Annotated in this window: 28 protein-coding genes; 7 read left to right on the top strand and 21 right to left on the bottom strand. The window is 71.6% G+C overall.

The genetic code is table 11. The annotated features are described in order from the left end of the window. Positions 1-18: 18 nt before the first annotated feature. Both ABZ193_RS02075 and ABZ193_RS02070 read right to left on the bottom strand, forming a co-directional pair. Positions 19-711, bottom strand: coding sequence for a GntR family transcriptional regulator (locus ABZ193_RS02075; protein WP_020415731.1), 693 nt, complete (start codon positions 709-711; stop codon positions 19-21). A 13-nt stretch (positions 712-724) separates the two neighbouring features. Continuing rightward, complete coding sequence (locus ABZ193_RS02070; protein ID WP_020415732.1) at positions 725-1,249, bottom strand: VOC family protein; 525 nt, start codon at positions 1,247-1,249, stop codon at positions 725-727. A 169-nt stretch (positions 1,250-1,418) separates the two neighbouring features. On the opposite strand from ABZ193_RS02070, the gene ABZ193_RS02065 reads away from it, so the two are divergent. Beyond that, positions 1,419-3,608, top strand: coding sequence for an alpha-ketoacid dehydrogenase subunit alpha/beta (locus ABZ193_RS02065; RefSeq protein WP_027935512.1), 2,190 nt, complete (start codon positions 1,419-1,421; stop codon positions 3,606-3,608). Next, positions 3,608-4,846, top strand: coding sequence for a dihydrolipoamide acetyltransferase family protein (locus ABZ193_RS02060; protein WP_020415734.1), 1,239 nt, complete (start codon positions 3,608-3,610; stop codon positions 4,844-4,846). Before ABZ193_RS02065 ends, ABZ193_RS02060 begins: the two co-directional genes overlap by 1 nt. Positions 4,847-4,961: 115 nt before the next feature. Here the strand turns inward: ABZ193_RS02060 and ABZ193_RS02055 are convergent, their stop codons facing one another. The 5 genes from ABZ193_RS02055 to ABZ193_RS02035 form a co-directional block, all read right to left on the bottom strand. Then, entirely contained in the window at positions 4,962-5,369 is a 408-nt protein-coding gene (locus tag ABZ193_RS02055) for a type II toxin-antitoxin system VapC family toxin (protein ID WP_039791030.1), read from the bottom strand. Continuing rightward, entirely contained in the window at positions 5,357-5,584 is a 228-nt protein-coding gene (locus ABZ193_RS02050; RefSeq protein ID WP_020415736.1) for a type II toxin-antitoxin system Phd/YefM family antitoxin, read from the bottom strand. Before ABZ193_RS02050 ends, ABZ193_RS02055 begins: the two co-directional genes overlap by 13 nt. A gap of 32 nt (positions 5,585-5,616) precedes the next feature. Beyond that, positions 5,617-6,171, bottom strand: coding sequence for a hypothetical protein (locus ABZ193_RS02045; RefSeq protein WP_354708499.1), 555 nt, complete (start codon positions 6,169-6,171; stop codon positions 5,617-5,619). Positions 6,172-6,328: 157 nt separating this feature from the next. Then, positions 6,329-7,012, bottom strand: coding sequence for a metal-dependent transcriptional regulator (locus ABZ193_RS02040; protein ID WP_354708498.1), 684 nt, complete (start codon positions 7,010-7,012; stop codon positions 6,329-6,331). Positions 7,013-7,020: 8 nt separating this feature from the next. After that, positions 7,021-7,560 carry a YbhB/YbcL family Raf kinase inhibitor-like protein gene (locus tag ABZ193_RS02035; protein ID WP_354708497.1) on the bottom strand — a complete coding sequence of 180 codons (540 nt, stop codon included), beginning with the start codon at positions 7,558-7,560 and terminating at the stop codon, positions 7,021-7,023. A 134-nt stretch (positions 7,561-7,694) separates the two neighbouring features. Here ABZ193_RS02035 and ABZ193_RS02030 point away from each other — a divergent pair, with 134 nt between their 5' ends. Further along, entirely contained in the window at positions 7,695-8,351 is a 657-nt protein-coding gene (locus ABZ193_RS02030) for a GntR family transcriptional regulator (protein WP_354708553.1), read from the top strand. Positions 8,352-8,502: 151 nt separating this feature from the next. Further along, entirely contained in the window at positions 8,503-9,777 is a 1,275-nt protein-coding gene (locus tag ABZ193_RS02025; RefSeq protein WP_354708496.1) for a DUF11 domain-containing protein, read from the top strand. Between the two features lie 339 nt (positions 9,778-10,116). Here the strand turns inward: ABZ193_RS02025 and ABZ193_RS02020 are convergent, their stop codons facing one another. Together ABZ193_RS02020 and ABZ193_RS02015 are read right to left on the bottom strand one after the other, a co-directional pair. Continuing rightward, positions 10,117-11,043, bottom strand: a complete 927-nt coding sequence (locus tag ABZ193_RS02020) for an NADP-dependent oxidoreductase (RefSeq protein WP_354708495.1) — start codon at positions 11,041-11,043, stop codon at positions 10,117-10,119. Then, on the bottom strand, positions 11,040-11,852 hold the full coding sequence (locus tag ABZ193_RS02015) for an SDR family NAD(P)-dependent oxidoreductase (RefSeq protein ID WP_354708494.1): 813 nt from the start codon (positions 11,850-11,852) through the stop codon (positions 11,040-11,042). The genes ABZ193_RS02020 and ABZ193_RS02015 overlap by 4 nt, the downstream gene beginning before the upstream one ends. A 113-nt stretch (positions 11,853-11,965) precedes the next feature. Between ABZ193_RS02015 and ABZ193_RS02010 the strand changes: the two genes are divergently transcribed. After that, a complete protein-coding gene (locus ABZ193_RS02010) occupies positions 11,966-12,571 on the top strand; it encodes a TetR/AcrR family transcriptional regulator (RefSeq protein WP_354708493.1) in 606 nt (201 codons plus the stop codon). A 64-nt stretch (positions 12,572-12,635) separates the two neighbouring features. Here the strand turns inward: ABZ193_RS02010 and ABZ193_RS02005 are convergent, their stop codons facing one another. The 5 genes from ABZ193_RS02005 to ABZ193_RS01985 all read right to left on the bottom strand — a co-directional run bounded on the left by ABZ193_RS02005 (position 12,636) and on the right by ABZ193_RS01985 (position 16,824). After that, positions 12,636-13,259 (bottom strand): hypothetical protein, encoded by a 624-nt coding sequence (locus tag ABZ193_RS02005; RefSeq protein WP_020415750.1) that lies wholly within the window; start codon positions 13,257-13,259, stop codon positions 12,636-12,638. 24 nt (positions 13,260-13,283) lie between these two features. Beyond that, positions 13,284-13,886: a hypothetical protein gene (locus ABZ193_RS02000; RefSeq protein ID WP_354708492.1), complete on the bottom strand. Its 603-nt coding sequence runs from the start codon at positions 13,884-13,886 to the stop codon at positions 13,284-13,286. Positions 13,887-14,004: 118 nt separating this feature from the next. Next, positions 14,005-14,655, bottom strand: a complete 651-nt coding sequence (locus ABZ193_RS01995) for a response regulator transcription factor (RefSeq protein ID WP_020415752.1) — start codon at positions 14,653-14,655, stop codon at positions 14,005-14,007. Then, positions 14,637-15,737: a hypothetical protein gene (locus ABZ193_RS01990; protein ID WP_020415753.1), complete on the bottom strand. Its 1,101-nt coding sequence runs from the start codon at positions 15,735-15,737 to the stop codon at positions 14,637-14,639. Before ABZ193_RS01990 ends, ABZ193_RS01995 begins: the two co-directional genes overlap by 19 nt. Beyond that, positions 15,730-16,824 (bottom strand): ATP-binding protein, encoded by a 1,095-nt coding sequence (locus ABZ193_RS01985; protein ID WP_020415754.1) that lies wholly within the window; start codon positions 16,822-16,824, stop codon positions 15,730-15,732. Before ABZ193_RS01985 ends, ABZ193_RS01990 begins: the two co-directional genes overlap by 8 nt. A 94-nt stretch (positions 16,825-16,918) precedes the next feature. On the opposite strand from ABZ193_RS01985, the gene ABZ193_RS01980 reads away from it, so the two are divergent. After that, complete coding sequence (locus ABZ193_RS01980) at positions 16,919-17,278, top strand: MmcQ/YjbR family DNA-binding protein (protein ID WP_020415755.1); 360 nt, start codon at positions 16,919-16,921, stop codon at positions 17,276-17,278. Here ABZ193_RS01980 and ABZ193_RS01975 read toward each other — a convergent pair. From ABZ193_RS01975 to ABZ193_RS01955, 5 genes are read right to left on the bottom strand one after another with little or no spacing between them, the layout of a single operon-like run. Further along, positions 17,245-18,828, bottom strand: a complete 1,584-nt coding sequence (locus ABZ193_RS01975; protein ID WP_020415756.1) for an AMP-binding protein — start codon at positions 18,826-18,828, stop codon at positions 17,245-17,247. The two genes, ABZ193_RS01980 and ABZ193_RS01975, sit on opposite strands and share 34 nt — an antisense overlap. Further along, positions 18,828-20,141 carry an MFS transporter gene (locus tag ABZ193_RS01970; RefSeq protein WP_354708491.1) on the bottom strand — a complete coding sequence of 438 codons (1,314 nt, stop codon included), beginning with the start codon at positions 20,139-20,141 and terminating at the stop codon, positions 18,828-18,830. The genes ABZ193_RS01975 and ABZ193_RS01970 overlap by 1 nt, the downstream gene beginning before the upstream one ends. 31 nt (positions 20,142-20,172) lie before the next feature. Continuing rightward, on the bottom strand, positions 20,173-20,703 hold the full coding sequence (locus ABZ193_RS01965; RefSeq protein WP_354708490.1) for a 3-isopropylmalate dehydratase: 531 nt from the start codon (positions 20,701-20,703) through the stop codon (positions 20,173-20,175). Then, on the bottom strand, positions 20,700-21,968 hold the full coding sequence (locus tag ABZ193_RS01960) for an aconitase family protein (RefSeq protein ID WP_354708489.1): 1,269 nt from the start codon (positions 21,966-21,968) through the stop codon (positions 20,700-20,702). Before ABZ193_RS01960 ends, ABZ193_RS01965 begins: the two co-directional genes overlap by 4 nt. Position 21,969: 1 nt before the next feature. Continuing rightward, positions 21,970-22,821, bottom strand: a complete 852-nt coding sequence (locus ABZ193_RS01955; RefSeq protein WP_020415760.1) for an isocitrate lyase/PEP mutase family protein — start codon at positions 22,819-22,821, stop codon at positions 21,970-21,972. Positions 22,822-22,910: 89 nt separating this feature from the next. Here ABZ193_RS01955 and ABZ193_RS01950 point away from each other — a divergent pair, with 89 nt between their 5' ends. Next, entirely contained in the window at positions 22,911-23,744 is an 834-nt protein-coding gene (locus ABZ193_RS01950) for an IclR family transcriptional regulator (protein WP_354708488.1), read from the top strand. Between the two features lie 159 nt (positions 23,745-23,903). On the opposite strand, the gene ABZ193_RS01945 is transcribed toward ABZ193_RS01950, so the two are convergent. Continuing rightward, positions 23,904-24,308 (bottom strand): type II toxin-antitoxin system VapC family toxin, encoded by a 405-nt coding sequence (locus ABZ193_RS01945; protein ID WP_354708487.1) that lies wholly within the window; start codon positions 24,306-24,308, stop codon positions 23,904-23,906. Then, positions 24,301-24,531 carry a type II toxin-antitoxin system CcdA family antitoxin gene (locus ABZ193_RS01940; RefSeq protein WP_354708486.1) on the bottom strand — a complete coding sequence of 77 codons (231 nt, stop codon included), beginning with the start codon at positions 24,529-24,531 and terminating at the stop codon, positions 24,301-24,303. Before ABZ193_RS01940 ends, ABZ193_RS01945 begins: the two co-directional genes overlap by 8 nt. Between the last annotated feature and the right edge of the window lie 16 nt (positions 24,532-24,547).

Raw genomic sequence — 24,547 nt, 5'->3', positions numbered from 1 at the left:
TGCCTTTCTGCGTGGGGCTCAACCTCTGTGGTGAGCCGAGAACAGCTCGGGGTGGTGTGCCAGTTGCAGCCGGGTCCGGCGGATGTGGCCGCGGGCGACCAGGCTCGCCTGGTCCGCGTCGTTCTCCCGCAGGGCGCGCACCAGCATGCGGTGCTCGTCGTGGACGATGGTGTCGCCCTGTTCCAGGAAGACCCGGGTGAACATCAGCCGGTAGTGGTGGGTCATGTTCCACATCCGCTGCACGATCTCGTCGAGCACGACGGTCTTCGCGCCGGAGTAGGACAGGCCGTGGAACTCACGGTCGAGCGTGAGGAACTCCTCGGCGCTGCTGGTGGCCGCCATCCGGTCGGCCAGGGATTCCATCTGGTCGAACACCTCGGGGGTGAGCCCGGGCAGGCTGGCGCGCAGCAGCAGCGGCTCGATCTGCTCGCGGATCCGGTAGAACTCCTCGCATTCGGACAGGTCGAACTGGGACACCCAGGCGCCCGAGTTCGCCACGAGCTTCACCAGGCCGTCGGCCTCCAGGATGCTGAGCGCGCTGCGGACGGGAATGCGGCTGGTGCCGTACCGCTCGGCGATCTCCTCTTGCCGGATGCGGCTGCCGGGCGGCAGTTCACCGGCGAGGATGGCGGCGCGCACCGCGTCGGCGATGCGGCGGCTGGTGTTGCCGACGCCGGTTTTCCCGGTGCTGGGTTCGTGCTCCTCGGTCATGGCGACATGATGCCTAACGTGCCGGGTCCGCGGGGTGCCACAGGGTCACCGTCGTGTCGGCCTCGTAGGCCTTGCCACCGGGGAAGCTGACCAGTTCGAACTGCATCCCCCAGGGGGCGAGGAAGTAGACCCAGCGTTGACCCGCGCTCGCGTTCGCGCTCGCGACGGGGTCGCCGAGGACGCGCACGCCACGGCCGCGCAGGTACTCCACCGCCTCGTCGAGGTCGTCGACGTAGAACGCGATGTGGTGGCCACCGATGTCGCTGTTGCGCGGTTGCTCGCGCTGACCGTCGGCCGCCTCCCACTGGAAGACCTCGAAGTTCGGGCCGAACCCGCACCGGTAGAAGTACAACTTCCGCATCACCGAACGCGGGTGCACGTTGAGCTGCTCGCGCATCCAGTCGTCGTCGTGCACGAACGGCCCGAGTTCGTACACGCGCTCGCACCCGAGCACGCCGACCAGGAAGGCATCGGCCTCCTCGAGGTCGGGGACGGTGAAGCCGACGTGTTCCGCGCCGCGCAGCCCAGGCAGTGGCATAGGTCCTCCTCGCACCGTTGATTGGATACATTAGCCGCCGGGTTACGCGTGTCAAGCCTGGACACCGCCTGAGCAACTCTTGTGATTGTATCCGATCTGTGGCTAGGGTTGATGACGCGCGCTCGGCGTGAAATGCCTTTTCCTGGATCGAGGACCGCGAGGAAAGCTGATGCCACGACAACGACGTTTGGAACCGATCCGGCCCTGGGTGCACCTGAGCACGACCCGGGCCGACTGGCAGGAGGCGGACCCGGCCCTGCTGGCCGGGATGCTCGGCCAGCTGCACCTCATCCGGGCGTTCGAGGAAACCGTGCTGGAACTCGCGTCCGAGGGACTGGTCCACGGTCCGGCGCACTCGAGCATCGGTCAGGAGGGCGGGGCCGTCGGTTCGGCCATCGGGCTGCGCACCTCGGACGGGATGAACGGCTCACACCGCAGCCACCACCAGTTCCTGGCCAAGTCGCTGACCCACCTCACCGGCGGCAAGGCGGACCTGGACGCGCTGGTCGACGACGCCGTGCTCGCGTTGCTCCGCCGCACCCTCGCCGAAATCCTCGGGCTGGCACAGGGGTTCAGCCGTGGCCGCGGTGGTTCCATCCACCTGCAGTGGCTCGAGGCGGGCGCCCTCGGCAGCAACGCGATCGTGGGCGGCGGAGTGCCGCTGGCCGCCGGGAACGCCTGGGCGCAACGACGGGCCGGCACCGACGACATCACGGTCAGCTACTTCGGCGACGGCGCGGTCAACATCGGGTCCGCGCTCGAGACGATGAACCTCGCGGCGGCGTGGAACCTGCCTCTGTGCTTCTTCATCGAGAACAACCTCTACGCGGTCTCGACACAGGTCGCCGAGGTGACGCGGGAAGACCGGCTGTCCGGGCGTGGCCTCGGTTTCGGCATCCCGTCCTGGAAGGTCGACGGGATGGACCCGCTCGCGGTGCACCTGGTGATGACGCAGGCCGAAGAGATCATGCGCGCGGGCGACGGCCCGGTGCTGGTGGAGGCCGACGTGTACCGGTACTACCACCAGAACGGGGCGTATCCCGGCAGCGCGTTCGGCTACCGCTCCAAGGAGGAAGAGGCCGCCTGGCGCGAACGTGATCCCATCGCCAGGGTCGCGACCGAGATGCGGAACCTCGGCCACCTCGACCAGGCGACCGCGGACGGCGTCCGTGAGCAGGCGCTGGAGGCGATGCGAAAGGTCGCCGCGGAGCTGCTCGAACCCGATCCGGACGACGAGGGGAAGCGGCGCATCCGGCCCGCGCTGTGGCCGGACCCGGCGACCGTCGACGAGGGGCTGCGCGGCGACGCCGCGGAACTGGCCGGCGTCCGCACCCTGGATCCGGCCGGATACGACGGCCCCACGACCTCCGCCCGGTTCGTCGGCATCGCCTCGGACGTGCTCGCCCGCCGGATGGAAACCGACCCCAGGGTCGTCGTCCTCGGCGAGGACGTCCACCGGCTCGGCGGCGGCACGAACGGGGTCACGAAGCAGGCCCTCAAGGTCGCGCCCGACCGCGTGCTGGGCACCCCGATCAGCGAGAACGCGTTCGCCGGCCTGGCCGGCGGGATGGCGCTGGACGGCCGGTTCCGCCCCGTGGTCGAGTTCATGTACCCGGACTTCCTCTGGGTGGCCGCGGATCAGGTGTTCAACCAGATCGGCAAGGCGCGGCACATGTTCGGCGGGCACAACACCGTTCCGCTCGTGCTGCGCACCAAGGTCGCGATGGGCACCGGCTACGGTTCGCAGCACCTGATGGACCCGGCCGGGATCTTCGCCACCAGCCCGGGATGGCGGATCGTTGCCCCGTCCACCGCGGCCGACTACATCGGACTGTTCAACACCGCCCTGGCGCTGGAGGACCCGGTGCTGGTCATCGAGCACGTCGACCTCTACCCGCTGCGGGAGGAGGTGCCGCGGGACGATCTCGACTACTTCCTGCCCCTGGGCAAGGCCGCGGTACGCCGCACCGGGTCGGAGGTCACGGTGCTCAGCTACCTGTCCATGGTGGGCCGCTCCGCCGAAGCCATCACCCAGTCCGAAGTGGACGCCGAGCTGATCGACCTGCGCTGGCTGGACCGCGCGTCACTGGACTGGGACACCATCGGCGCCAGCATCCGCAAGACCAACGCGGTGCTCATCGTCGAACAGGGCGCCAGGGGCACCTCCTACGGCGGCTGGCTCGCCGACGAGATCCAGCGCCGCTACTTCGACTGGCTCGACCTGCCGGTCCAGCGCGTCACCGGCACGGACGCGAGTCCGAGCATCTCCCGAGTCCTCGAGGCCGCGGCCATCGCCGGAACTGGCGACATCGTCGCGGCGCTGCGCCGGTGCAGGACCGAGCTGGGCGGGGGTGCCTGATGCCCGCCGTCATCCGGATGCCGGAACTGCTCGCCGGTGCCGCCGAGGCGGTGCTGCTCACCTGGTACGTCTCCCCCGGTGACGAAGTCGCCGCGGGCCAGGCCGTCGCGGAGATCGAGACCGACAAGGCCACCGTCGACATCGAAGCCGATCGCGGTGGCGTCGCGGCCGGAGTCCTGGTGGACAGCGGCGCCTCGGTCCCCGTCGGCACCCCGCTCCTCGTCCTGGCCGAGGACGGCGAGTCGGTGGACGCCGCCATGGCTGGTTTCGCCGAACCGGGAGCCCCGTCCGGCAAACCCCCGGCGCCGGACGACGCCGCGGGTGAGCCGCCCGCGCCCCCGCAGCGGCAGTTCGCGACCCCGCTGGTCCGCAAGCTCGCCCGGGAACACGGGGTCGCGCTGGCCGCGATCAACGGATCCGGTCCCGGCGGGCGGATCGTGCGCCGGGACCTGGAGCGTCACCTCGCGGCGCGGGCCGAGCCCGCCGCCGTGCCGCAGGCGAGTCCGCCCCCGGCTGAGGTGGAGCCGGCGAGCATCCCCGCGGGAGAGAACGGCCACGTCGACGTCCCGCACACCGGGATGCGGCGCGCCATCGCCCGGCGGCTCACCGAAAGCAAGAACACGGTCCCGCACTTCTACCTCGAGGCCGACTGCCGGGTGGACGCGCTGCTGCGGCTGCGGGAGACGATCAAGAACGACCCGTCGATCGCGGTCACGCCCTCGGTCAACGACTTCGTGGTCAAGGCCGTGGCCGTGGCGTTCGCGGAGGTGCCGGAAGCGAACGTGATCTGGACGCCCGACGCGGTGCGCAGGTTCGAGTCGGTGTCCATCGCGGTTGCGGTGGCCGTCGACGGCGGGCTGGTCACGCCGGTCGTCCGCGATGTCGGCAGCCGTTCGCTGAGCGACATCAGCCGGACGACCGCGAGCCTGGCCACCCGCGCCCGTGCGGGCCGGCTCAAACAAGCCGAGCTCGAAGGCGGCTCGTTCACGGTGTCGAACCTCGGCATGTACGGGATTGAGCGCTTCGCGGCCATCATCTCCCCGCCGCACTCGGGCATCCTCGCCGTCGGCGCCGCGACCAAGCGCGCTGTCGTAGACGAGGACGGTGCGCTCGGCGTCGCGACCATGATGACCGTCACCCTCTCCGGCGACCACCGCGCCCTCGACGGCGCCCTCGCCGCCCGGTGGCTGACGGCGTTCCGGGGAATCATCGAGAATCCAATGAGGATCGTCGTGTAGCGGGGGCGCCCGGAAGCGGGCCGGTCAGCCACGCGTCCGGAGCGCCTCCCACAGTTCGTGTCCGGTGAGGGCCAGTGTGCGCTCTCCGGCGCGGTGCTTGGTCAACTCGGTTCGGTCACCACAGCACCTGAACCCCGGCCACGGTCTGGAAGGCGTCGTCGGCGGTCACTAGTGGCAGCGATTCCGTCATGCACTGTGCGGCGATCATCCGGTCGAACGGGTCGCGGTGCTTCCACTCCATCGAGCCCGCGAGAAGACTGTGCTCGTCCGTGACGGGCACACTGTCCACCGCCAGTCGCGCGAGGTGCTGCCGGTACGCGCGCACCAGCACCTCGGCCTGCGGCAGCTTGCCCAGTCGTTGCTTGGTCGCGATCTCCCACGCCGAGGCCGCGGAGACGAACAACTCCGTGCGGCGATCGGCGACCGCGGCGCGGACCTGATCGGAGAGCCGGTCAGGTTCGGTCAACGCCCACAGCAGCACGTGCGTGTCGAGCATCAACCGTCGCGGCGTCACGACTCCCATGCCGCGAGTTCGTCCTCGGGAAGCGGCTCGTCGAACGAGTCCGGAACGCGGTAGGGGACGAAACCCAGCTCCCTTTCCGGTGGTTCCTGAAACGGCACCAGCCGGGCCACCGGCACGTCGCCGCGCGCGATGACGACCTCCTCGCCCCGCTCGACGTCAGCCAGGATCGCGGACAGCCGCGTCTTGGCCTCCTGCACCTTCACCGTCCGTTCCACCAGGTCGAAGGTACTTGACCAACCCAAGCTAGTCAACCTTGGTCACCGCCGGTCGGGTCTTGATCGCGCTGGTCAAGGCGGTGAAGCGCCCAGGCCCGCGCAGCAGCAGTGAGTGCCGCGCGGTGTGGCAGCGGGTGGTCCCGTTCGAGCAGTTGCCAGATACCCCAGATCGCGATGGCGAACGCGGTCCGCGTGGCGGCGGGAGTGCCTTGCCAGCACAGCACGGCCTCGGCCCACCGTTCCGCCGCGTCCGGCTCGTGGCCCGCAGCGATGAGCCGGAGTATCAGGAACGCCGTGTCCACGGCCGGGTTGCCCCGCCGCGACCAGGCCCAATCCACAACCCGGGCACCATCGTCGGCGACGAGGATGTTGAGCGAGTGCAGGTCGGTGTGCACCAGGTGCCCACCGGCGACCAGCTCGATCGCGCGCGCCTCCCCCGCCACCAGCTCGTCGAGGTGGTCGCGGGCCCACGGGTCCACGCCGGGCGGAAGGTCCTTCGCCAGCCTGCGCCAAGCGGCCAGCCGCCCCCACTGCTCGGCCAGGGACGGCACGTGCCCCGGGCACGCCGTCAGCTCAAACCACCCCACGGGCGGCTGGCCATCGGATCCCCTCTAACGCTGCGGCGGCGGGTCGCCGTAGCAGCGATTCTGCTGCAACAGCGCAGAGGCACGGAATCGCGACAACTGCCTCCGAATTCAAACCACCTCGTCGAGGCCGGCCCCGTTGCCGGCCCGACGAGCCAGGTCACCGCTTGACCACGTAGACCTGCGACGCGGTCTGCGGTCGGAGTTCGGCGGTCTCCCCGCCGGTGCCGACGAACACCCCGTGGGGTGACGACCTCACGCTCACGACCGCGCCGGGCCGCACCCCGGCGCGCCGCAAACTGTTCAGGAGCCGGGTGTCCGCTTGGATCCGCTCCCCGATGCGGTGCACGAGCGCGCTGGCACCGCTCGGTCCTGGCTCCAGCGCGCTGAGGCTGAGCGTGGTCTCGTCGACATTGCCACTCGTCCCGCCGAGTTCCTCCAGGCCCGGGATGGGGTTGCCGTAGGGCGACGCCGTCGGATGACGCAGCAGCTCCAGGAAGCGGCGTTCGACGGCCTCGCTCATCACGTGCTCCCAGCGCGCCGCTTCGGCATGGACGTGCTCCCACTCCAGCCCGATCACCTCGACCAGCAGGCACTCCGCGAGCCGGTGCCTGCGCAGCACACGTGTGGCGATCCGCCTGCCCTCCTCCGTCAGCTCGAGGCGCCGGTCGGCGGCGACGTGGAGCAGGCCGTCGCGCTCCATGCGAGCGACGGTCTGGCTCACGGCGGGGCCACTCCGGTGCAGGCGCTCGGCGAGGCGCGCTCGCCTGGGGACCACGCCTTCCTCCTCGAGCTCCAGGATGACGCGCAGGTACATCTCCGTGGTGCCGATCCGTCCGGACATGCTGCCCGTCAAGCGGGGATTTCGGCGGTGGCGATCAGGACCGCGCGGCCGAGGGTGTGCCCGGACATGGTGAAGCCGAGGACGGCCGGGGTGGCGTCGGCCGCGACGCCCACGGACTCCACGTCAAGGGCGTGCACCACGACGAAGTAGCGGTGCGGCCCGTGCCCGGCGGGCGGCGCGGCGCCGATGAAGCGAGCCAGACCGGCATCGTTGCGCAGCTGGAAGGCGCCGGCGGGCAGGCCCGAACCGGATTCGTCGCCGGCGCCCTCGGGCAGCTCGGTGACCGCGGCGGGAATGTCGGCGACCGCCCAGTGCCAGAACCCCGAACCGGTGGGCGCGTCGGGGTCGTAAACGGTGACGGCGTAGCTCTTGGTGCCCTCCGGTGCCCCGCGCCAGGACAACTGCGGGGACACGTCCTTCCCATCCGGCACTCCGAAGAGGCCGGAGTACTGCTCGCGCGACCAGGCGGCACCGTCTGCGACGGTGGTGCTGGTGAGCGTGAAGGAGGCCACCTCCGGGAGGCGGGCGAACGGGTCATTGGCGCTCATCGCGTCATTCCTCTCAGACCGTCTTGGCGGCGCACTTCGCCGCACGAGATCGACGATAACACGGATAATCGATTATCGTCCGGATCGTCTATGCTTCGGGCATGGCAACCACATCCCGGACGCCGGGGAAGCAGATGCTCTCCGAGCAGGTCTACGCCCACCTTCGGGACGCGATCATGCGCGGCGAGCACGGCCCCGGGGCCGCCCTCAAACCACAGGAACTCGCCCAGCAACAGGGCGTAAGCCTGGCGGTCGTGCGGGAGGCGCTCGTGCAATTGGTCGGCGACGGGCTCGCCGAGCGCCTGCCCAACCGCGGCTTCGCCGTCGTGACCTTCTCGGACCGCCGCTGGCAGCAAATCGCGGAAGCCCGCCAAATCGTCGAGCCGTCCGTGCTGCGCATGTCCATCGAACGCGGGGACCTCGACTGGGAGGCCCGGGTGCGAGCCGCCCACCACCGCCTGGTCCGCACCCCGGTATGGGCGCCGGAGGAGGGCGAGTACTACAGCAGCGAGTGGTCGGAGGCTCACCGGGTCTTCCACCGCACGCTGCTGGAAGGTTGCGGCAACCCGGTCCTGCTGGAGACGTTCGACCGGATGTGGACGGCGAGCGAACTGGCCCGGCGCTGGTCGACGCAGCGCAATCCCGATCGGGACGGCACCGACGAACACCGCCGGCTCGAGGAGGCGGCGCTGGCCCGCGACGCCGACACCGCGGCCGAGCTACTGGCCCGGCACGTCGCCATGACCGCGGCCGCACTCGACGGCAGACAGGAGCCCGCGCGGGGAACCTGACGAACGGGCGCCCCTTGCCCCGAGCGGCAGGAGAGGCGACAGCCACAAAGGACACCCCGGCGGACCTCCCCTTCGCGGGGGAACGCGACATGTTCGCGCCAGGACGTCCTGTCCTTCCGGATGACCGTTCCGCACACCGGAAGGAAGATCAGTGGTCGTTCAACAGTTGAAGCGCGCGGGGATGCTGACCCTGGCCGCGTCCGCGATGGCGGGCGGGTTGGTGTTCACCGGCGCGGGCACGGCGTCGGCCGCGCCGTTCGTCTGCACCGGCCAGGTTTTCCTGGCGCAGGCGGTGAACAACAACACGCAGGGACAGCTCTACGGCGGCACCTTCGGCGAAGGCAACATCACCTTCAGCCCGATCGGGGCTCCGGCGATCGACAACTACAACGCGATCGGTTACAACACGGTCGACAACTACCTCTACGGCATCCGGGGCACCAACGGCGGGCTGTGGCGGATCAACTCCGACGGCACCGCGACCGGTTTCGGCCCACCGGCCGGGCTGCCCGCGCCCGGCACCGTCGTCAACGGGGTGACGATCACCGGCTACAACGTCGGTACGTTCGACGACCAGGGCAACTTCTACGTCACGATGGGGACCGCGCCGTACATCTGGGTCGTCAACCCCGTGACGAACAGCGTGGTCAAGCGCATCGACCTCAACGGCAGCACCTCGTACGCCGACTTCGTGTTCGCCGACGGCTACCTGTGGGGTGTCGCGACCAACGGCACCGTCACGCGGGTCAACCCGAACACCGGCGCGGTCGAGAACTTCAACGCCGGTCTGCCCGCCGGGACCTTCGGCGGCGCGTTCGCCTACGGCAACGGCGACCTCGGCATGTACGAGAACAACGGCACGCTCTACCGGCTGCAGGTGACCAACCCCGCCTCGGCGAGCCCGGCCTTCCAGATCATCTCCACGCAGGCGGGCCCGGCCTCCGGCGGCAACGACGCGACCTCGTGCGTCGCGCAGCCGACGGACCTGGGGATCATCAAGGACGGTCCGGCGCAGGTGAACAACGGTGAGACCGTCACCTACACGCTCACGGTCCTGAACAACGGCCCGGGCACGTCGACCGGCTACACCGTGACGGATTCGATTCCCGCGGGCCTGACGAACGTGACGACGAGTTCGCCCGGCTGCGGAGTGGCGAACATGGTGCTGACCTGCACCGGCGGCTCGCTCGGTGTGGGTGACAGCACGACGATCACGGTCTCCGGCACGGCCGACGGCAGCGTGGAGACCCTGTTCAACACCGCGAAGGTGCGGGGCAACGAGGAGGATCCGAACCCGGGCAACGACAACTCGAACACGGTGACGACCGTGGTGGTGCCGATGTTCGCGGCGCCGCTGGCGGCGGGGGCGCTGGCGCTCGCCGGTGGCGGTTTCGCGCTGCGCCGCCGCCGCAACAGCGTCCGCTGAACTCAGTCCCGGGGCTGCTGCCTCCTGCCTTCCGGAGGCGGCAGTCCCTTTCCACCAGTCCCGGCGGATCCGGGGGTGATGTCACCGGGCTTGGGGAGGCCGGAGGTCTTCGACCGGCTCGCTCAGCATGGGCAGATCCCTCCAGGGCGCAACACCTGGCAGCCGCCGGGTCCGAACGAACTCACCAACGGCTTCGGTGATCGGCTCGAGAGGAAGCCCGCTCCCAGCAGGACCCCGTCTCCGACGGCCCGGAGGGTGAGCCGCCGAGAGCGTCAATCGGCGCCCTTCCGGAGCGGTCGTCGGGGGGCTGGAGGCGTCCTGCCACATGGGCCCGAACGGTCACAGCGTCACGACGATCTTCCCGTGCACGTGGCCCCCAGCCTGCAGGGCCACAGCCTCCCGGATCCGGTCGAGCGGGAACGACGCCGCAATGGGCACGGTGACGGCTTCGGCGGCGACCAGGTCGGCGATGCGCTCCAGCGCGGCCGGGTCGGCGGCGAAGGCGCCCGTCGCGTGCACGCCCGGAAGCCGACCGTCCGCGGCGATGGTCGAGATTCGCGCCGGTGGCACGCCGAGCGCGAGGGCTGTCTCGGCGGTTTCCGTGCCGTGCAGGTCGGTTGCGGCGGTGATGCCGTCCGGGGCGAGTGCGCGTACCCGGTCCGCGAGGCCGGCGCCGTAGGCCACCGGCACGGCGCCGAGCCGCTTCAGGAAGTCGAACGTTCCCGGAGACGCGGTGCCGATCACGGACGCGCCGGCCAAGCGGGCAAGCTGCGCGGCCAGAACGCCCACACCGCCGGCGGCGCCGCCGACCAGGACAGTGTCCGACGGACCGACGCGAATCGCGTCGAGGGCGGCTGCCGCGGTGAGCCCGGGGGTGGGCAACGCCGCCGCGGTGGCGTCGTCGATGCCGTCCGGGGTGCGCAGCACCAGGTTCGGCGGCGCCGGCGGCACACGCAGCACGACGTGGTCGGCGACCGCGCCGACGAGCACCCCGCCGTACACGCGGTCGCCCGGGGCGTACTCGGTGACACCAGGCCCGACCTCGTCCACGACGCCGGCCAGATCACAGCCGAAACCGGACGGCCCGGTGATGCCTAACCTGGCCGCGTGGCGTGCGGAACCGGCGATCTGCCAGTCCATCGGGTTCAGCCCGGCCGCGCGGACGGCGACACGGATCTCGCCCGGACCGGCATGGGGCTCGGGAACCTCGCGCACCTGAAGCACTTCCGGCCCGCCGAACTGTCCACGGAGGACGGCCCGGCTCATGCCGCGGTCCCCGGTCCGGTGAGGGCCTGCTCGATGATCCGCCCGTACAACCGGACCGACGTCGACCGCGGCAGCAGGTACTTCCCCGCCACGTCGGCGAGGTTGTTCATCAGGCCGGGAATGACGTGCGCCTTCCGGCCGAGCTTCCGCAATGCCGTGCGCGCGACCACCGCGGGGTCCATCTTGCGCCCGCCGAGCTTGCCGAAATCGATGCCGACCGCGTTGTCCAGCCCCTCGGTCCGCGTCGGCCCCGGGGAGACGACGAGGACGTCCACGTCGTGCTTCTTCCACTCGTGGTTGAGCGCCTGCCCGAGCGACAGCACATATGCCTTCACCGCGGCGTAGTTGGCTTGGAAGGGCACCGGACTGGCCGCGAGGCTCGACGCCACCAGGATCAGGGCACCGCGACGGCGGCCGACGAACTCCCGCCCGAACCGGTGCGCCAGCCGCATGGGCAACGCCCCGTCGAGGGCGAGGACATCCAGCTCGTCGGACAGCTCGTTGCCCACGAACGGACCGGCGTGGAAGATGCCGGCGTTCGCGACGACCATCCCGACGTCCAGGCCGCTGACTTGCCTCGACAGCTCGTCGACCGCGCCGTCGTCGATGAGATCGAGCACGACCACCTTGCTGTCGACGCCATAGGCCCCGGAGAGCTCCGCGGCCAGCGCCTCGAGGCGGTCCTTCCGGCGCGCGACCAGGACGGGGTTCACGCCCGCGGCGGCCAATTGCCGCGCGAACTGCTCGCCGATGCCGGAGGACGCTCCGGTGACGACGGCGTAGGCACCGTAGGTGCGCAGGTCTTTCATAGTGGTTCCTGTCTGTGCCGGGGAACGCCCCGATTTCCGTGCAAGCGTTCCAGAAGTCGTCCGCGACCCTACGACTTCTTGAACGCGCAGTCAAGAAGTCGTAGACTGGGGACATGGCAAGGACAGGACGGCCGAGAGCGTTCGACCCGGCGGAAGCGCTGGCCACGGCGCAGGGCATCTTCTGGGCGTCCGGCTACGGCGGAACCTCGATCCAGGCGCTCGTCGACGGCGTCGGACTGGAACGCGGGAGCCTGTACGCCGCCTTCGGCGACAAGCGCCGGCTGTACTTCGAGACGGTGAAGCTGTACTGGGCCGAGTACGAGAAGACCCTCCGGTCAGCGCTCACGCAGGTCCCGCTGCTTCCCGCGTTGCGCGAGGTCCTGGTGATGCCCGCACAACTCGGAACCGTCGCGTCCGATCCGCAGGCCCCGCACGGCTGCATGATGGGCAACACCATCGCGGAGCTCGTCCCCCACGACGCCGAAGCCACCGCCCTCGTCACCGACGCGTTCGCCCGGTTCGCCGACCTGCTGATCGAGCCGCTCCGGCAGGCCCAGAAACGCGGGGAAGTCAGCACCGCTTCCCCACCCGAAGCGCAGGCGCAGCTCCTGCTCGTCCTCGCCCAGGGAACCTCGCTCCTGACGCGCACGGGAACCGACCCGGCGACAGCCACCGCGGCGATCGACGCCGCCTTCGCCGGACTACGCGCGGACGACTGAACAGGCAGCATGCAGAAAGGGGCCGGGTGGAGTGCCCTCCACCCGGCCCCTGAAGACGGCAGGCTCAGCCCTTCCAGACCACCGGCGAATCCTCGTACGCGTCACCGTCGCTGAACTCCGCCGCGGTCACGCTGGCCCCCTCGCGGGCAGCGGTCAGCACGCACGTCTCGTACTTCGCGCCCGCGGTCGTGAACTCCCGGCCGGCGCTCTCCGACTCGCACTTGGCGGTGTCCCCGCTGATGATCACGCCCGTCGAGCGCCCGTCCGCGCCGAGGCCGCGCAGGCGCACCGAACTGTAGGACAGGTCGGTGCCGCCGACGTTCTCCACCGTCGCCCGCACGTAGAACGGGGTGAGCCCCTTCGCGCGGTCGCCGAAGGCCGCCAGGTCCGCGTTCTCCCCGCGCTCGATGGCCGTCACGGTGATCGCGATGGTGCCCGACTTCGAGTTGCCGTACTCGAACGGCACCACCGCCCGCTCCCCCACCTTGAGCTCGCTGCCCGGCGCGGTCGTCTCCCCCGCCGCCGCGGGACTCGCCGGCGCGGACGGCTGCGACGACTCGGCCGAGGCGCTGCTCGGCGCGGTCGTGGTGCTCGGCGCCGGCGCGGCGGACTCGTCGTCGCTGCCGCACGCGGTCAGCAACACCGGAGCCACCAGGGCGGCCAGCAGGACGGAACGGACGTGCTTCATGGAACTCCTCACGTGGAAAGAACCTCAGGCCGCGAACCGGACGGCGTGGTCGCCCTCCGGATAGGCCGTGCGGTCGACGTAGACGAACCCGGCCGGGACGGCCGCGGGATCGTCGAAGTACAGGACGGCACAACGCACCTGTTCGGCCCGCAACTCGGTGACGCCCTGCTCGGTGGGGGGATCCTCGCACTTCTCCAGCGAGCGGGGCACGCTCAGCGCGTGCGCGTAGCCCCCCGCCGGATCGGTCGCGGTGATCTTCGTGAGGGGGTTCGCGTGCGGATCGCCCGCCAGGACGGCGAAGTGGACGTTCACGTAGTACGGCACCGCATCGCGCACCGCCTGCGTGCTCGCACCGAGCCCCCGCACGTCCCGGAAGTCACCGGCCTCGCCGCGCCGCACCTTGCCGATCCGCAGCGCCAGCACGCTGTCCGGCGGTGTGTCACCGCCGGCGTGCAGCTTGACCACGCCGAAAGCGCCCGCCGGGACCGGGGTGGCCGGGTCGGTGAGCGCGGCGGCCGCGGGCAACGCGGGATTGACCGTCGCCCGCGGCCGCTCCGGTTCCTCGTCCTCCCCTGCGCACGAGGTCACCAGAACCGCCAGCACGGCCGCGGCAACCAGCCGCAGCACGCCCCTCGACCGCACACGCCACCCCTGAACGTCCTCGGCTCCCGGTCCGGCGAGCCCCCTCACGCGGACGTTAACCCGCCCGGACCATCCGCCGTGTGGGCCGTTCGCACCACAGCACTCACAGGTCGTCGACGCTGATCAAGCCGTCCTGGATCGCCCGCGCCACCAGCGCGGCCTTCGTCGGCGCCTCCCGGCCGATCTGGGCGTACTTGACGCGGATCCGCTCCAGGTGCGAGTTCACCGTGTTCTGCGAGATCCCGAGGCGGTGGGCGACGAAGTCCTTGGACTCCGACTGGAACCACTCCACGAGCACCTCGGTCTCCCTGGCGGACAGCGCGGGCCGGTTCGCGGAGCGGTCACCGGCGAGCGCGCCCGCCAGCGACGGCGGCGTGTACGGCCGCCCGCCTGCCGCCGCGCGGGCGGCTTCCACCAGGTGCTCGGCGCCCTCGGCCTTGGTGAGGTAGGACAGCGCGCCCAGTTCGAGGCACTGCAGCGCGATGTCGTCGTCGGCGCGCATCGAGTACACCACCACGCGCCGCCCCGCGGCGGCCAGCCTCCGCAGGTCACCCAGCGCGGGCGTGGCGCCGCCGAGGTGCAGGTCGAGGATCACCACGTCGGCGTCCGCGCCGTCGAGCCACGCGACCCGCACGTCGTCCCCCTCGGCGACCGTGCGGATCGGCGGGCTGCCCGACGCGAGCCAGTGCGCGACGCCCGCCCGCACCGCCGGGTGGTCGTCCACGACCACCGCGGTCAGCTCGTCACCTGCCATTTCGCCTCCAAGCGGGTCCGGTCGCCGTGGGTGTGCAGCACCACTTCGACGTCGGGGGAACGCGGCGGGCTCCCGGTCATGACGGCGCGATCGGCGATCACGGCGAGCCGGACCTCTCCGGCGGTGCGCAACAAGCTCACCCTGGCCCGTGTGCCCGCCGCCGACAGCACGGTCAGCACCGGATCGGCCAGCGCGCGGCGCACGTGCGTGGGCACCGGCACCGCCTCCCCGCTGACCGCGAACGACACCACCACCCCGCGGCGCTCGGCGACGTCGATCGCCGCGGCGAGCTCGTGCACGAACGGGTCCGGCACGTCATCGTTCTCCGCGAACAGCCGGCGCAGCCGCGCCGCGGCGAGCGCGCACTGGTGGCGCACCTCGTCCGCGCGCGGGTCGAGCGTGCGGTCGGCGAGCCCGGCGAGCAGCGGCAGCAGGGTGCCGAGCTGTTCCGCGGCGCGGACACGCTGGTCGCGCTCCCACTGCTCGGCGAGCGCGGCGCGGGTGGCGGCCCGGTCCCGTTCGCGCAGCACGCCGGCCATCGCGCGGAGCCGGCGCAGCACCACTTGCGTGATCAGCCCGATCGCGACCTGGAACCCGAGCACGCTGACGATCGCGATGGCGGTCTCCCCCAGCGAGACCCGGTCCAGGGGCACCACCAGCAGGAATTGCGTGGTGCCGAGCGCGGCGTGCAGCGCGAAGGCGGCCAGCAACGGCCGGGTCCGTTCGAGCAGCAACACGAGCAGGTGCCAGCCGACCAGACCGAACGCCCAGTGCCGGGTCAGCAGGTACCACTCGGGCGGGGTGGTCGCGGTCGCCGAGGCGGAGGCGAGCAGCACCACGCCCGCGGCGGGCAGCGCGACCCCGGCCGGCACGCGGCGGCCGCGCAGGATCCAGCCCGCGGCGACCACGAGCACCAGCGCCAGGACGGCGAACGCGGCCTCGGCGAGCCACAGCGGGTGGTAGGCGGAGCGGTTGCCGAACAGGGCCGCCCCGGACATGGTCGCCTGCAGCACCGCCGTGGTGCCCAGCAGCACGATCCGGATCGCGGTCAGCACCCGCTCCAGCAGGACCTGGTCAGTCATCCGGCCACACCAGCCGCACGGTCGTCCCGGCGCCGGGCCGGGAGGTCACGGTCGCACTGCCGCCTGCCGCCGCCATGCGTTCGACGAGCGATCCGCGGATGCCGCGCCGGTGCCCCGGCACCGCCTCCGGCTCGAACCCGGCGCCCTCGTCGCGCACGGTGACCACGGCCCCGTGCCGGTGGGGCGCGACGGCGACCCGCGCCTCGGTCACCCCGGCGTGGCGTTCGACGTTGACCAGCGCCTCCCGCACCGCGCGCGTCACCGCCAGGGCGGCGGACGCGGGCAGCAGCGGCACCGGTGTCCAGGCGAGATCGACCCGGAGTGCGCTCTGCGCCAGGACACCCCGCAGCGCGGCTTCCAGGTCCACCAGGCTGTCGTGCGCCGCCGAGCCGCCGGTTTCGCCCGTCAGCAGCGCGAGATCCCGCCGCGCGTACCCCGCGACCGCCTCCGGTTCCGCGTCGTGCAGCGCGACCATCAGGAACGTCGCGGACGCCGTGTCGTGCAGCAGCGCCAGGTACTCCCGTTCCTGCCGCCGCCGCTCCAGCGCCAGGGTTTCGGCCCGTTCCAGCGCCGCCTGCCGGTCCCGCACTCGCTCGATCCAGCGGGTGACGCGCACCAGCAACGCGAACGCCAGCCACGCCAGCGTGGACTCCAGCACCACCCGGAACAGGGTCGGCGCCGCGTCGGCGACACCGATCACCGCGGCTTCGAGCGCCAGTAGCCCGGTCAGGACCGGCACGGTGACCCGCGGCGGCCACTGCCACTGCATGGTGATCCCGGTGATCGTCAGGACGTTGGGCGCCCACAGCCCGGGCACCGTCCACGGCTGCGTCGCGATGATCGCGGCCGCTCTGGCAACGGTCAGGACGCAGGCGAGCGCGCCGCCGCGGCCGGTGAGCGCGTGGTGGCAGTCCGCCGCGCCGCTGACGAGGGCGAGCCCCAGCAGGGCGAAGGCCAGCGGCAGCGCGGCCGTGGGGGTGGACAGGACGCCGAAGACGCTGAGCACGGCGAGGGCGATGCCCCGCACCAGGCCGCTGAACTGGCCGAGCGACCGCAGGAACTCCGTCTCGACCTGGCCGCCGCCCAACCCCCCCTCCTTCGGTGGTGTCCGCGCCCCGATCCTAAAGCGCGACCCGCCCGAGGAGACTACGATGGCCGGTTTCCGGCTGGGGAGGTGCGTCATGGCGGTGCTCGACGACGTTCGCGCGCTCGGCACGGAGCTCGAGCGCTCGTATCCGGTCTACGTGCGCGGCCGGCTGAAGTTCCGCGTCGGGCAGATCGTCTACGTCGCCTTCTCCGCCGACGAGACGGTGATGGAGTTCGCGTTCCCGAAGGAGGAACGCGCCGCGCTCGTCGCCGGTGAACCGGAGAAGTTCCGGCTGCCCGCCCAGTCGGACATGCGGTTCAACTGGGTCCGCGCCGTGCTCGCCGCGCTGGAGCCGGCCGAGGCCCGCGAGCTCGTCGTGGACGCGTGGCGCATGGTGGTGCCGCAGAAGGTCTCCCGCGCCTACGACCTCGCCCATCCCGGCGGTCCGGGCTGAGTGCCCGAAGGCACCTGTTGCACTGCCGGCCGGCGCCGCAGGACCGCTCGCAGGATCTTGCCGGACGCGGATTTCGGGATGGCGTCGAGAAATTCGACGCGCCGCACCTTCTTGTGCGGTGACACCCGCGCCGCGACGTAGCTCATGACCTCCGCGGCGTCCAGCCGGGCGCCGGGGCGGCGGACCACGAACGCCTTCGGGATCTCCTCCCCCTCCTCGTCCGGCACGCCGACCACCGCGGCGTCGTCGATTCCCTCGTGGGTCAGCAGCAGCGCCTCCAGCTCGGCGGGCGGCACCTGGTAGCCCTTGTACTTGATCAGCTCCTTGACGCGGTCGACGATGGTGAACACGCCGTCTCCCGTCACAGTCGCGATGTCGCCGGTGTGCAACCAGCCGTCGGCGTCGAGGGTGGCCGCCGTCGCCGCCGGGTTGTTCAGGTAGCCGGTCATCACGTTCGGTCCGCGCACCCACAGCTCGCCCCGGTCGGCGTCCCGCCCGGCGGAGTCGACGAGCCGGCATTCGACGTTGGGCAGCGCGTACCCGACGCTCGCCGGGTCGGTGTCCGGGCGGTCCTCGGGAATGGCGTGCGACACCGGCGACATCTCGGTCATCCCGTAGCCCTGCAGGATCTTGCAGTCCAGCCGTTTCGCGACCGCCCGCGCCAGGTCGCCGTCCAGCGGCGCCGCGCCGCTGAACACCAGCTCCACACTGGACAGATCGGCCCCGTCGACGAGCGGGCTCTTCGCCAGCAGCACCGCGGTGGGCGGCGCGATGTAGAGCTTGGTGACGCGGTGCCGCTCGATCAGCCGGAGCATGCCGGCCAGGTCGAACCGCGGCATCGTGACCAGCGGGAACCGCTGGTGCAGCGCGTGGTTCATCAGCACGGTCATCCCGTAGATGTGGAACAACGGCAGCACTGCCAGCAGCACCGTCGAGGGCGCGGTGCGGCCCATGCGGGAGAACTGCAGCACGTTGGCCACCAGGTTCCGATGCGTCAGCACGACACCCGTGGCGCGGCCGGTCGTGCCGGAGGAGTACGGCAGCACCGCGACGTCGCCGGGCCCGGTCACCAGCGGCGGCGGCTCCCCGCCGGGCAGCGCGTCGAGGCGCCGGCGCCCCGGCGCGTCGTCCAGCGTCAGCACCTCCTCGATGCCGGCCTTCGCCGCGGCCGCCTCGGCCACGTCGAGCAGGTCCGCGGTGGTGACCAGCAGGCAGGCGCCGGAATCGGCCAGCTGGTGCGCCAGTTCATCGGCGGTGTACAACACGTTCGCGCTGGTCACGATCGCGTTGGCGCGCAGGATGCCGTGGAACGCGGCGACCCAGTCCGGCGAGTTGGGCGCGAACAGCCCGACCACCGAGCCCCGGCCGATGCCGTGGGCGTGCAGTCCGGCGGCGATCCGGCGGACCGACTCGTCCAGCTGCCGCCGGGTCGTCACCCGCCCCTCGGGGTCGATCAGGGCGGGCGCGGCGGACGGTTCGCCGGAGAACAGCAGCTCGGTGAGCGTGACGTCCGGGATGTCGATGTCCGGGAACGGACTGCGGATGATCATCAGACCGGCAGCCGATCGCGACCGGTCTCGCGCAGGGTCAGCACCGTGATCAGGCCGACCACCGCCACGCCGAGCACCCAGAACGCGGGCGACATCGGGTTGCCGGTGCTCTCCACGAGCTGCGCCGCGACGTAGGGGGCCGAGCCGCCGGCGATGATCGTGCCGACGTTGAAGCCCAGCGCCACCCCGGTGTAGCGGATGCGGCGCGGGAACAGCTCGGTGAACTGCGGGAACGCCGGCACCTGCGCGAGCCCGTTGACCGCCATGTAGACCACGTAGATCGCGGTGACGACCACGATGCTGGAGGTGGCGCCGAGCAGCGCGAACGCGGGCCAGGCCAGCACCAGGTAGGCGACGTAGGCGGTGATGAGCACGGGTTTCCGCCCGAAGCGGTCGGTGAGCATCCCGGCGAGCGGGTAGGTGGCGCACGCGAGCGCGATCCCGATCGCCGACGCCCAGTACACGGCCTGCTTGCCGAACCCCTGCGTCTGGATCAGGTAGGTGGAGAAGTAGGTGAGCCCGATGTAGCCGGTGCCGTTCATGGCGATCGCGATGCCGATGACGCGCAGCACCGACAGCGGCTTTTCCTTGACCACCGCGAGCAGCGGGCTGCGCACGACCTCGGCCCGCTGCGCCATCTCCGCGAACTCCGCGGTGTCCTCCAGCCGCACCCGCACCCACAGGCAGATCACGGCCAGCGGCAGCGAGATCAGGAACGGCACGCGCCAGCCCCACGCGGACATCTGCTCCGCGGTGGTCACCGCGGTCATCAGCCCGACGACCGCGGCGGCGACGGAGAACCCGAGCGTGGAGCCGACCGGGGTGAGCGAGCCGAACAGGCCACGCTTGCCCGGCGGCGCGGACTCGGCCACGTAGGTCGCGGCGCCGCCGATCTCGCCGCCTGCCGAGAAGCCCTGCGCGAGCCGGACGAGCACCAGCAGCACCGGCGCGATCACCCCGACCGAGGCGTAACTGGGCAGGATCCCCAGCACGCCGGAGAACACGCCCATCGTCACGACGGTGACGACGAGCGCGTGCCGCCGTCCGCGGCGGTCGCCGAGCCTGCCGAAGAACCAGCCGCCCAGCGGCCGCATCACATAGGCCGAGCCGAACACGGCCAGGGTCAGCAGCACCGACACGGCGGGCTGGTCGCTGGGGAAGAACAGCGGCCCGAGGGTGACCGCGAGGAAGGCGTAGACGCTGAAGTCGTAGTACTCGATCAGGGTGCCCACACCACCGGCGATCGCGGCGCGGCGCGCGGACGGGGTGCGGGTCGGGGCGGAGGTGCCCGCGCGGGCGGTGGTTTCGGCCATGTCGGCTCCTCGTTGAGCGGTGGGGCGGTTCTCAGGTCCGGGCGTGTTCGGCGAGCAGCAGCTTGAGCGATCCGCCCGCTTCGATGACGCGGACGACCCGCGGGCTGGGCGGGGTGCCGTGCAGGACGCGGCCGTCACCGAGGTCCACGGTGGCCGCGCGCCAATCCAGCGCGATGGCGTCGCCGGTCGTGACGGCGGCGGCGATGCCGGGCACGGTGATCAGCGGGACGCCGTTGTAGGTCTCGCCGCGCCAGAACCCCGGGGAGAACGATTCGGCGATCACGGCGGCGATGCCGAGGTCGCGCAGCGCGACCATCGGCGGGTAGTGCGGGTGGCCGTAGCCGAAGTTCCGGCCGCCGACGATGACGTCGCCGGGCCGGACGCGGTCGGCGAACCCGGGGTCGTAGGCCCGCATCACCTTGCCCCGCAGGAAGTCCGCGTCGTAGGACTTGATGTTCTCGACGCCGATGACCAGGTCGATGTCGAAGTCGTCGCCGAAGACCCAGGCGACCCGGCCGCGGATGACGTCTGGCGGGGGCGGGTAGTCCCGCGCGGCGCTCACGAGCGTCCCACCTCCTCGGCGGAGCTGATGGCGCCCGCGACCGCGCTCGCGGCGACGGTGAAGGCCGAGCCCAGGTAGATGTTGGCCTGCGTGCTGCCCATCCGGCCGGAGATGTTGAGCACCCCGGTGGAGATGCAGTTCTCGCCGTCCTGCAACGGTTTCTGGTAGCCGAAGCAGAAGTCGCAACTGGACCGGGCGATCTTCGCCCCGGCGGCGCGCAGCACGTCGAACAGGCCTTCCTCCTCGGCCTGGCGGTGCACCGCCTCGGAGGTCGGGACGACGTTGAGTTCGACGCCGGGCGCGACCTGCCGCCCGTCGAGGACGAGCGCGGCCGCGCGGATGTCCTCGATCCGCCCGCTGGCGCAGGATCCGATGAACGCCTTGGTCACCGGGGTGCCGGCGAGTTCGGCGGCGTCGCGGGTGTTGGCGGCGCGGGCCGAACCGGGCAGCACCACCCGGGGACGCACCTGCGACAGGTCGTAGGAGTGCACGGCGGCGTAGTCGGCGTCGGCGTCGGGCTGTTGCGGGGTGAATTCGGTGCGGGCGACCCGGCGCGCGTAGGCCAGCGCCGCGTCGTCCGGTTCGAACACCGCCGACACCGCGCCGGTGAACATCGCCATGCCGCACAGGCCCTGCCTGCGGTCGATGGACATCGCCCGCGCGCCCGGCCCGGCGTACTCCATCACCTGGTGGGCGCAGCCGTCGGCGCCGTGGTCGGCGATGATCTGGTGCACCAGGTCCCGGCTGTCCACGCCTGGCGCGAACTCGCCGGTCAGCTCGAAGCGCGTGGTCGCGGGCACGTCGAGGAAGATCTGCCCGGACACCCACGCTTCCAGCAGGTCGCGGCGCACGCCCCAGCCGAGCGCGCCGAACGCGCCCGCGCCGGAGATGTGGCCGTCGAAGTGGATGAGGAAGTTGCCGGGCAGGGCGTAGCCGAGTTCGGCCATGACCTGGTGGCCGATGCCGCGCGCCTCGTGCAGTTCGATGCCGTAGAACTCGCACCAGTCGCGGGTCACCTGGTGGACCTGCTGTTCCTTGTCGTTGCCCTTGGTGAGCATGTGGTCGATGAACACGACGTAGCGGCCGGGCTCGTCCAGCTCGCGGATGCCGAAGTCGTCGTGCATCTGGCGGAACATGACGTCGGTGTAGCCGGGGAACTCGTAGGCGATCATATAGTCGGGGCGCACCGGCAGGCTCTCCCCCGCGCGGACGCTGTCGCGCCCGGCCGCCCGGGCGAGGATCTTTTCGGCGATCGTGTGGCCCATGTCAGACCGCCGCCGGCAGGTACTTGTGCTGCTGGCGCTCGATCTCGTCCATGCCGATGAGGGCGACGAAGTCGTGGTGTGGCAACGCATCCGCGCTCACCTCGGCGGGCGGCTCCCCCGCGGCGAGCCGGCGCAGCGTGGCTTGCGCGGCGCCGGTGACGGCCATCAGGACCTGGGTCGGCAGCAGCGCGATGCGCACCCCGATCTGTTCCATGACCTTTGGCGTGAATTCGCGTTCGGTCCACGCGGAGGCGGTGAGGGTGGCCATCAGCGGGACGCCGACGGTTTCGTGGCAGCGCGCCCATTCCTCGACGGTGGTGAAGGTCTTGGTGACCGGCATGATCAGGTCGGCGCCGGCGCGGACGTAGGCTTCGGCGCGGCGCAGGGCCTCCTCGCCCTTGGCGTCGGTGCGGGCGATGACGAGCATGTCACCGGCGGCGTCCTTGACGGCGCGGACCTTGCCCTCGGCCTCGGCGAGGTCGGTCAGCTCGACCTCGGCGCCGGGGATGAGCGGGCAGCGTTTGGGCGAGCGCTGGTCTTCGAGGAACACGGCCGCGACCCCGGCGTCGGCGAAGCGGCGGGCGGTGCGGGCGGCGTTCACGGCGTTGCCGTAGCCGGTGTCGATGTCGGCGATCAGGGGCAGGCCGCTGGCTTCCCGGATGGTCCGGACGGCGGTCAGGTTCTCCGACATCGTGTACAGCTCCGCGTCGGGGTAGCCGAGCGCGGCGGAGATCGCGAAGCCCGAGGCGCACAGCGCAGAGAAGCCCGCCTGTTCGGCGAGGCGGGCGGTCAGCCCGTCCCAGACACCGGGGGCGAACACCAGACGGTCGGAGATCATCTCGCGCAGTTCCACAACTCACCTCTCTGTGTATCGTGATGCGATACGCGTTCCGAAACTGTGCGCGAGAGGGGCAGGGCGTGTCAAGACGTGCTTCGCCGCCGGTGGATAACCTGGAGCGAACCGGGCGGGCGATGGAGGAGGTGCCGGTGGCCGAAGCGGTGCCCGAGGGCAACGGGACCCGGGAGACCGTCACCGCGGTCCTGCGGGCGTGCCAGCTGCTCGGCCAGTTCGGCCCGGACCGGCCGGTGATCACGCTCGCCGAGCTGACCGCGGCGAGCGGGCTGAACAAGCCCACGGTGCACCGGCTGATGAGCTCGTTCGTCGAGGCCGGCTGGGTGCACCGCGACCACGCCGGGGCCTACCGGATCCAGATGCCGGTGTTCACCATCGGCGCGGCGGCGCTCGCCGAGTTCGACCTGCGCGAGTCGGCGCGGCCGGTGCTGGAGGAGCTGGCGGGGCGGTTCGGAGACACCGCGTTCCTGATGGTTCCCGCCGACGCGGGCGCGGTGTGCATCGACCGGGTCGAGGGCGGCAAGCCGCTGGTGCTGGCCGCGATCGGGATCGGCGCGGTGCTGCCGTATCACGCGGCGGCGGCGCCGATGGCGATGGCGGCGTTCGACCCGGAACTGCGGGCCCGGGTGCTCGATGGGCCGCTACCCGCCTTCACCGCGACGACGCATTCCGACCGCGACGAGCTGGCGGCCTACCTCGACCAGGTGCGGGCCGAGGGCGTCTCGTTCAGCCGGGACGACTACCTGGACGGGGTGTCCGCAGTGGCCGCCCCGGTCCTGGGCGCGAACGACTCGCTGGTGGCGACGCTCAGTCTGGGCGGCCGGAGCGAGGACTTCACCGGTCCCGAGGGCGAAGCGCGAGCCACCGCCGTGCGGGAGGCGGCGGCGGCCCTGAGCCGTTTGGTGACCGCGGCGCGGATCTGAGCCCGCGCCGCCACGGCGTGGTGGAGAAGGTTGTCGCCGAGCCCCGGCCGCTCGTTTCAGGAGACGCTGCTGGCACATCCGCCCACCCGCCGGGGGCCCACACGTGCCGAGCGCGCCCGCTCCCCCGGTGTTCCATCCGCCGCGCCCCTCGGCCGCGGGCTACTGGCTGATCCCGTCGGCGAGGGAGGTCGCCCGCGCGAGGCGGTGGTCGGTGGTGAGGACCCGGGCGTGCAGGCGCGCGGCGAGTTCGACGTAGAGCGCATCAGCGAGGCGCAGATCAGACCGGCGTGCCCAGGCGCCGGCGGCGAGTTCGACAACAGGATGGCGCGTGACCGGGATCGTGGCCAGCGCACTCAGCGCCGCGTCGACCTCAGACGCGGACAGCTTCCCGGCGCGCTCCAGCCGCCCCAGCGCGGCAAGGACCTCGGCATCCAGGTGCGCCGGCGCGTGCAGGACAGTGCCGGCGAGGCGTTTCCTCGCCGCGGGGGCGTAGTCGGTGCCGGCCAGCAGGTCCACGAGCACCGACGCGTCCAGGACCGCGATTTCCGCCGGCGCGTCACTCATCCTCGGCACCGGCCAGCTCAGCGCGGGCGCCGTCCAAGGCCTCGAGAGCCACATGGTGTGAAACTGTTCGCCGCGGCGGCGGGAGGGCGTCCAGCCAGGCGTCAGTGGCACGGCGTCGCAGCTCGTCCGCGATCGCGGCCTGCACCAGCGCGGACACGTTCAGGTCCGCGGCCCTGGCGCGTTCGGCCAGCTCATCGGGCACGTAGACGTTCAACCTCGCCATACACACACTATACACA

Source organism: Amycolatopsis sp. NPDC006125 (assembly GCF_040614195.1).
Lineage (GTDB): Bacteria > Actinomycetota > Actinomycetes > Mycobacteriales > Pseudonocardiaceae > Amycolatopsis_E > Amycolatopsis_E tucumanensis.
Note: the sequence above shows the minus strand (reverse complement) of the source record. Positions and strands in the feature narration are given on the sequence as shown.

Excerpts from the sequence above, each read along its gene's own strand:
- ABZ193_RS01980 (WP_020415755.1), top strand. The coding sequence starts at position 16,919 with ATGGCGGTGCTCGACGACGTTCGCGCGCTCGGCACGGAGCTCGAGCGC.
- ABZ193_RS02070 (WP_020415732.1), bottom strand. The coding sequence starts at position 1,249 with ATGCCACTGCCTGGGCTGCGCGGCGCGGAACACGTCGGCTTCACCGTC.
- ABZ193_RS02065 (WP_027935512.1), top strand. The coding sequence starts at position 1,419 with ATGCCACGACAACGACGTTTGGAACCGATCCGGCCCTGGGTGCACCTG.
- ABZ193_RS02005 (WP_020415750.1), bottom strand. The coding sequence starts at position 13,259 with ATGAAGCACGTCCGTTCCGTCCTGCTGGCCGCCCTGGTGGCTCCGGTG.
- ABZ193_RS02030 (WP_354708553.1), top strand. The coding sequence starts at position 7,695 with ATGCTCTCCGAGCAGGTCTACGCCCACCTTCGGGACGCGATCATGCGC.
- ABZ193_RS01975 (WP_020415756.1), bottom strand. The coding sequence starts at position 18,828 with ATGATCATCCGCAGTCCGTTCCCGGACATCGACATCCCGGACGTCACG.
- ABZ193_RS02055 (WP_039791030.1), bottom strand. The coding sequence starts at position 5,369 with ATGGGAGTCGTGACGCCGCGACGGTTGATGCTCGACACGCACGTGCTG.
- ABZ193_RS02035 (WP_354708497.1), bottom strand. The coding sequence starts at position 7,560 with ATGAGCGCCAATGACCCGTTCGCCCGCCTCCCGGAGGTGGCCTCCTTC.
- ABZ193_RS01990 (WP_020415753.1), bottom strand. The coding sequence starts at position 15,737 with ATGACTGACCAGGTCCTGCTGGAGCGGGTGCTGACCGCGATCCGGATC.
- ABZ193_RS02010 (WP_354708493.1), top strand. The coding sequence starts at position 11,966 with ATGGCAAGGACAGGACGGCCGAGAGCGTTCGACCCGGCGGAAGCGCTG.
- ABZ193_RS02040 (WP_354708498.1), bottom strand. The coding sequence starts at position 7,012 with ATGTCCGGACGGATCGGCACCACGGAGATGTACCTGCGCGTCATCCTG.
- ABZ193_RS01960 (WP_354708489.1), bottom strand. The coding sequence starts at position 21,968 with ATGGGCCACACGATCGCCGAAAAGATCCTCGCCCGGGCGGCCGGGCGC.
- ABZ193_RS01945 (WP_354708487.1), bottom strand. The coding sequence starts at position 24,308 with ATGAGTGACGCGCCGGCGGAAATCGCGGTCCTGGACGCGTCGGTGCTC.
- ABZ193_RS02060 (WP_020415734.1), top strand. The coding sequence starts at position 3,608 with ATGCCCGCCGTCATCCGGATGCCGGAACTGCTCGCCGGTGCCGCCGAG.
- ABZ193_RS01940 (WP_354708486.1), bottom strand. The coding sequence starts at position 24,531 with ATGGCGAGGTTGAACGTCTACGTGCCCGATGAGCTGGCCGAACGCGCC.
- ABZ193_RS01970 (WP_354708491.1), bottom strand. The coding sequence starts at position 20,141 with ATGGCCGAAACCACCGCCCGCGCGGGCACCTCCGCCCCGACCCGCACC.
- ABZ193_RS01995 (WP_020415752.1), bottom strand. The coding sequence starts at position 14,655 with ATGGCAGGTGACGAGCTGACCGCGGTGGTCGTGGACGACCACCCGGCG.
- ABZ193_RS02020 (WP_354708495.1), bottom strand. The coding sequence starts at position 11,043 with ATGAGCCGGGCCGTCCTCCGTGGACAGTTCGGCGGGCCGGAAGTGCTT.
- ABZ193_RS02015 (WP_354708494.1), bottom strand. The coding sequence starts at position 11,852 with ATGAAAGACCTGCGCACCTACGGTGCCTACGCCGTCGTCACCGGAGCG.
- ABZ193_RS02075 (WP_020415731.1), bottom strand. The coding sequence starts at position 711 with ATGACCGAGGAGCACGAACCCAGCACCGGGAAAACCGGCGTCGGCAAC.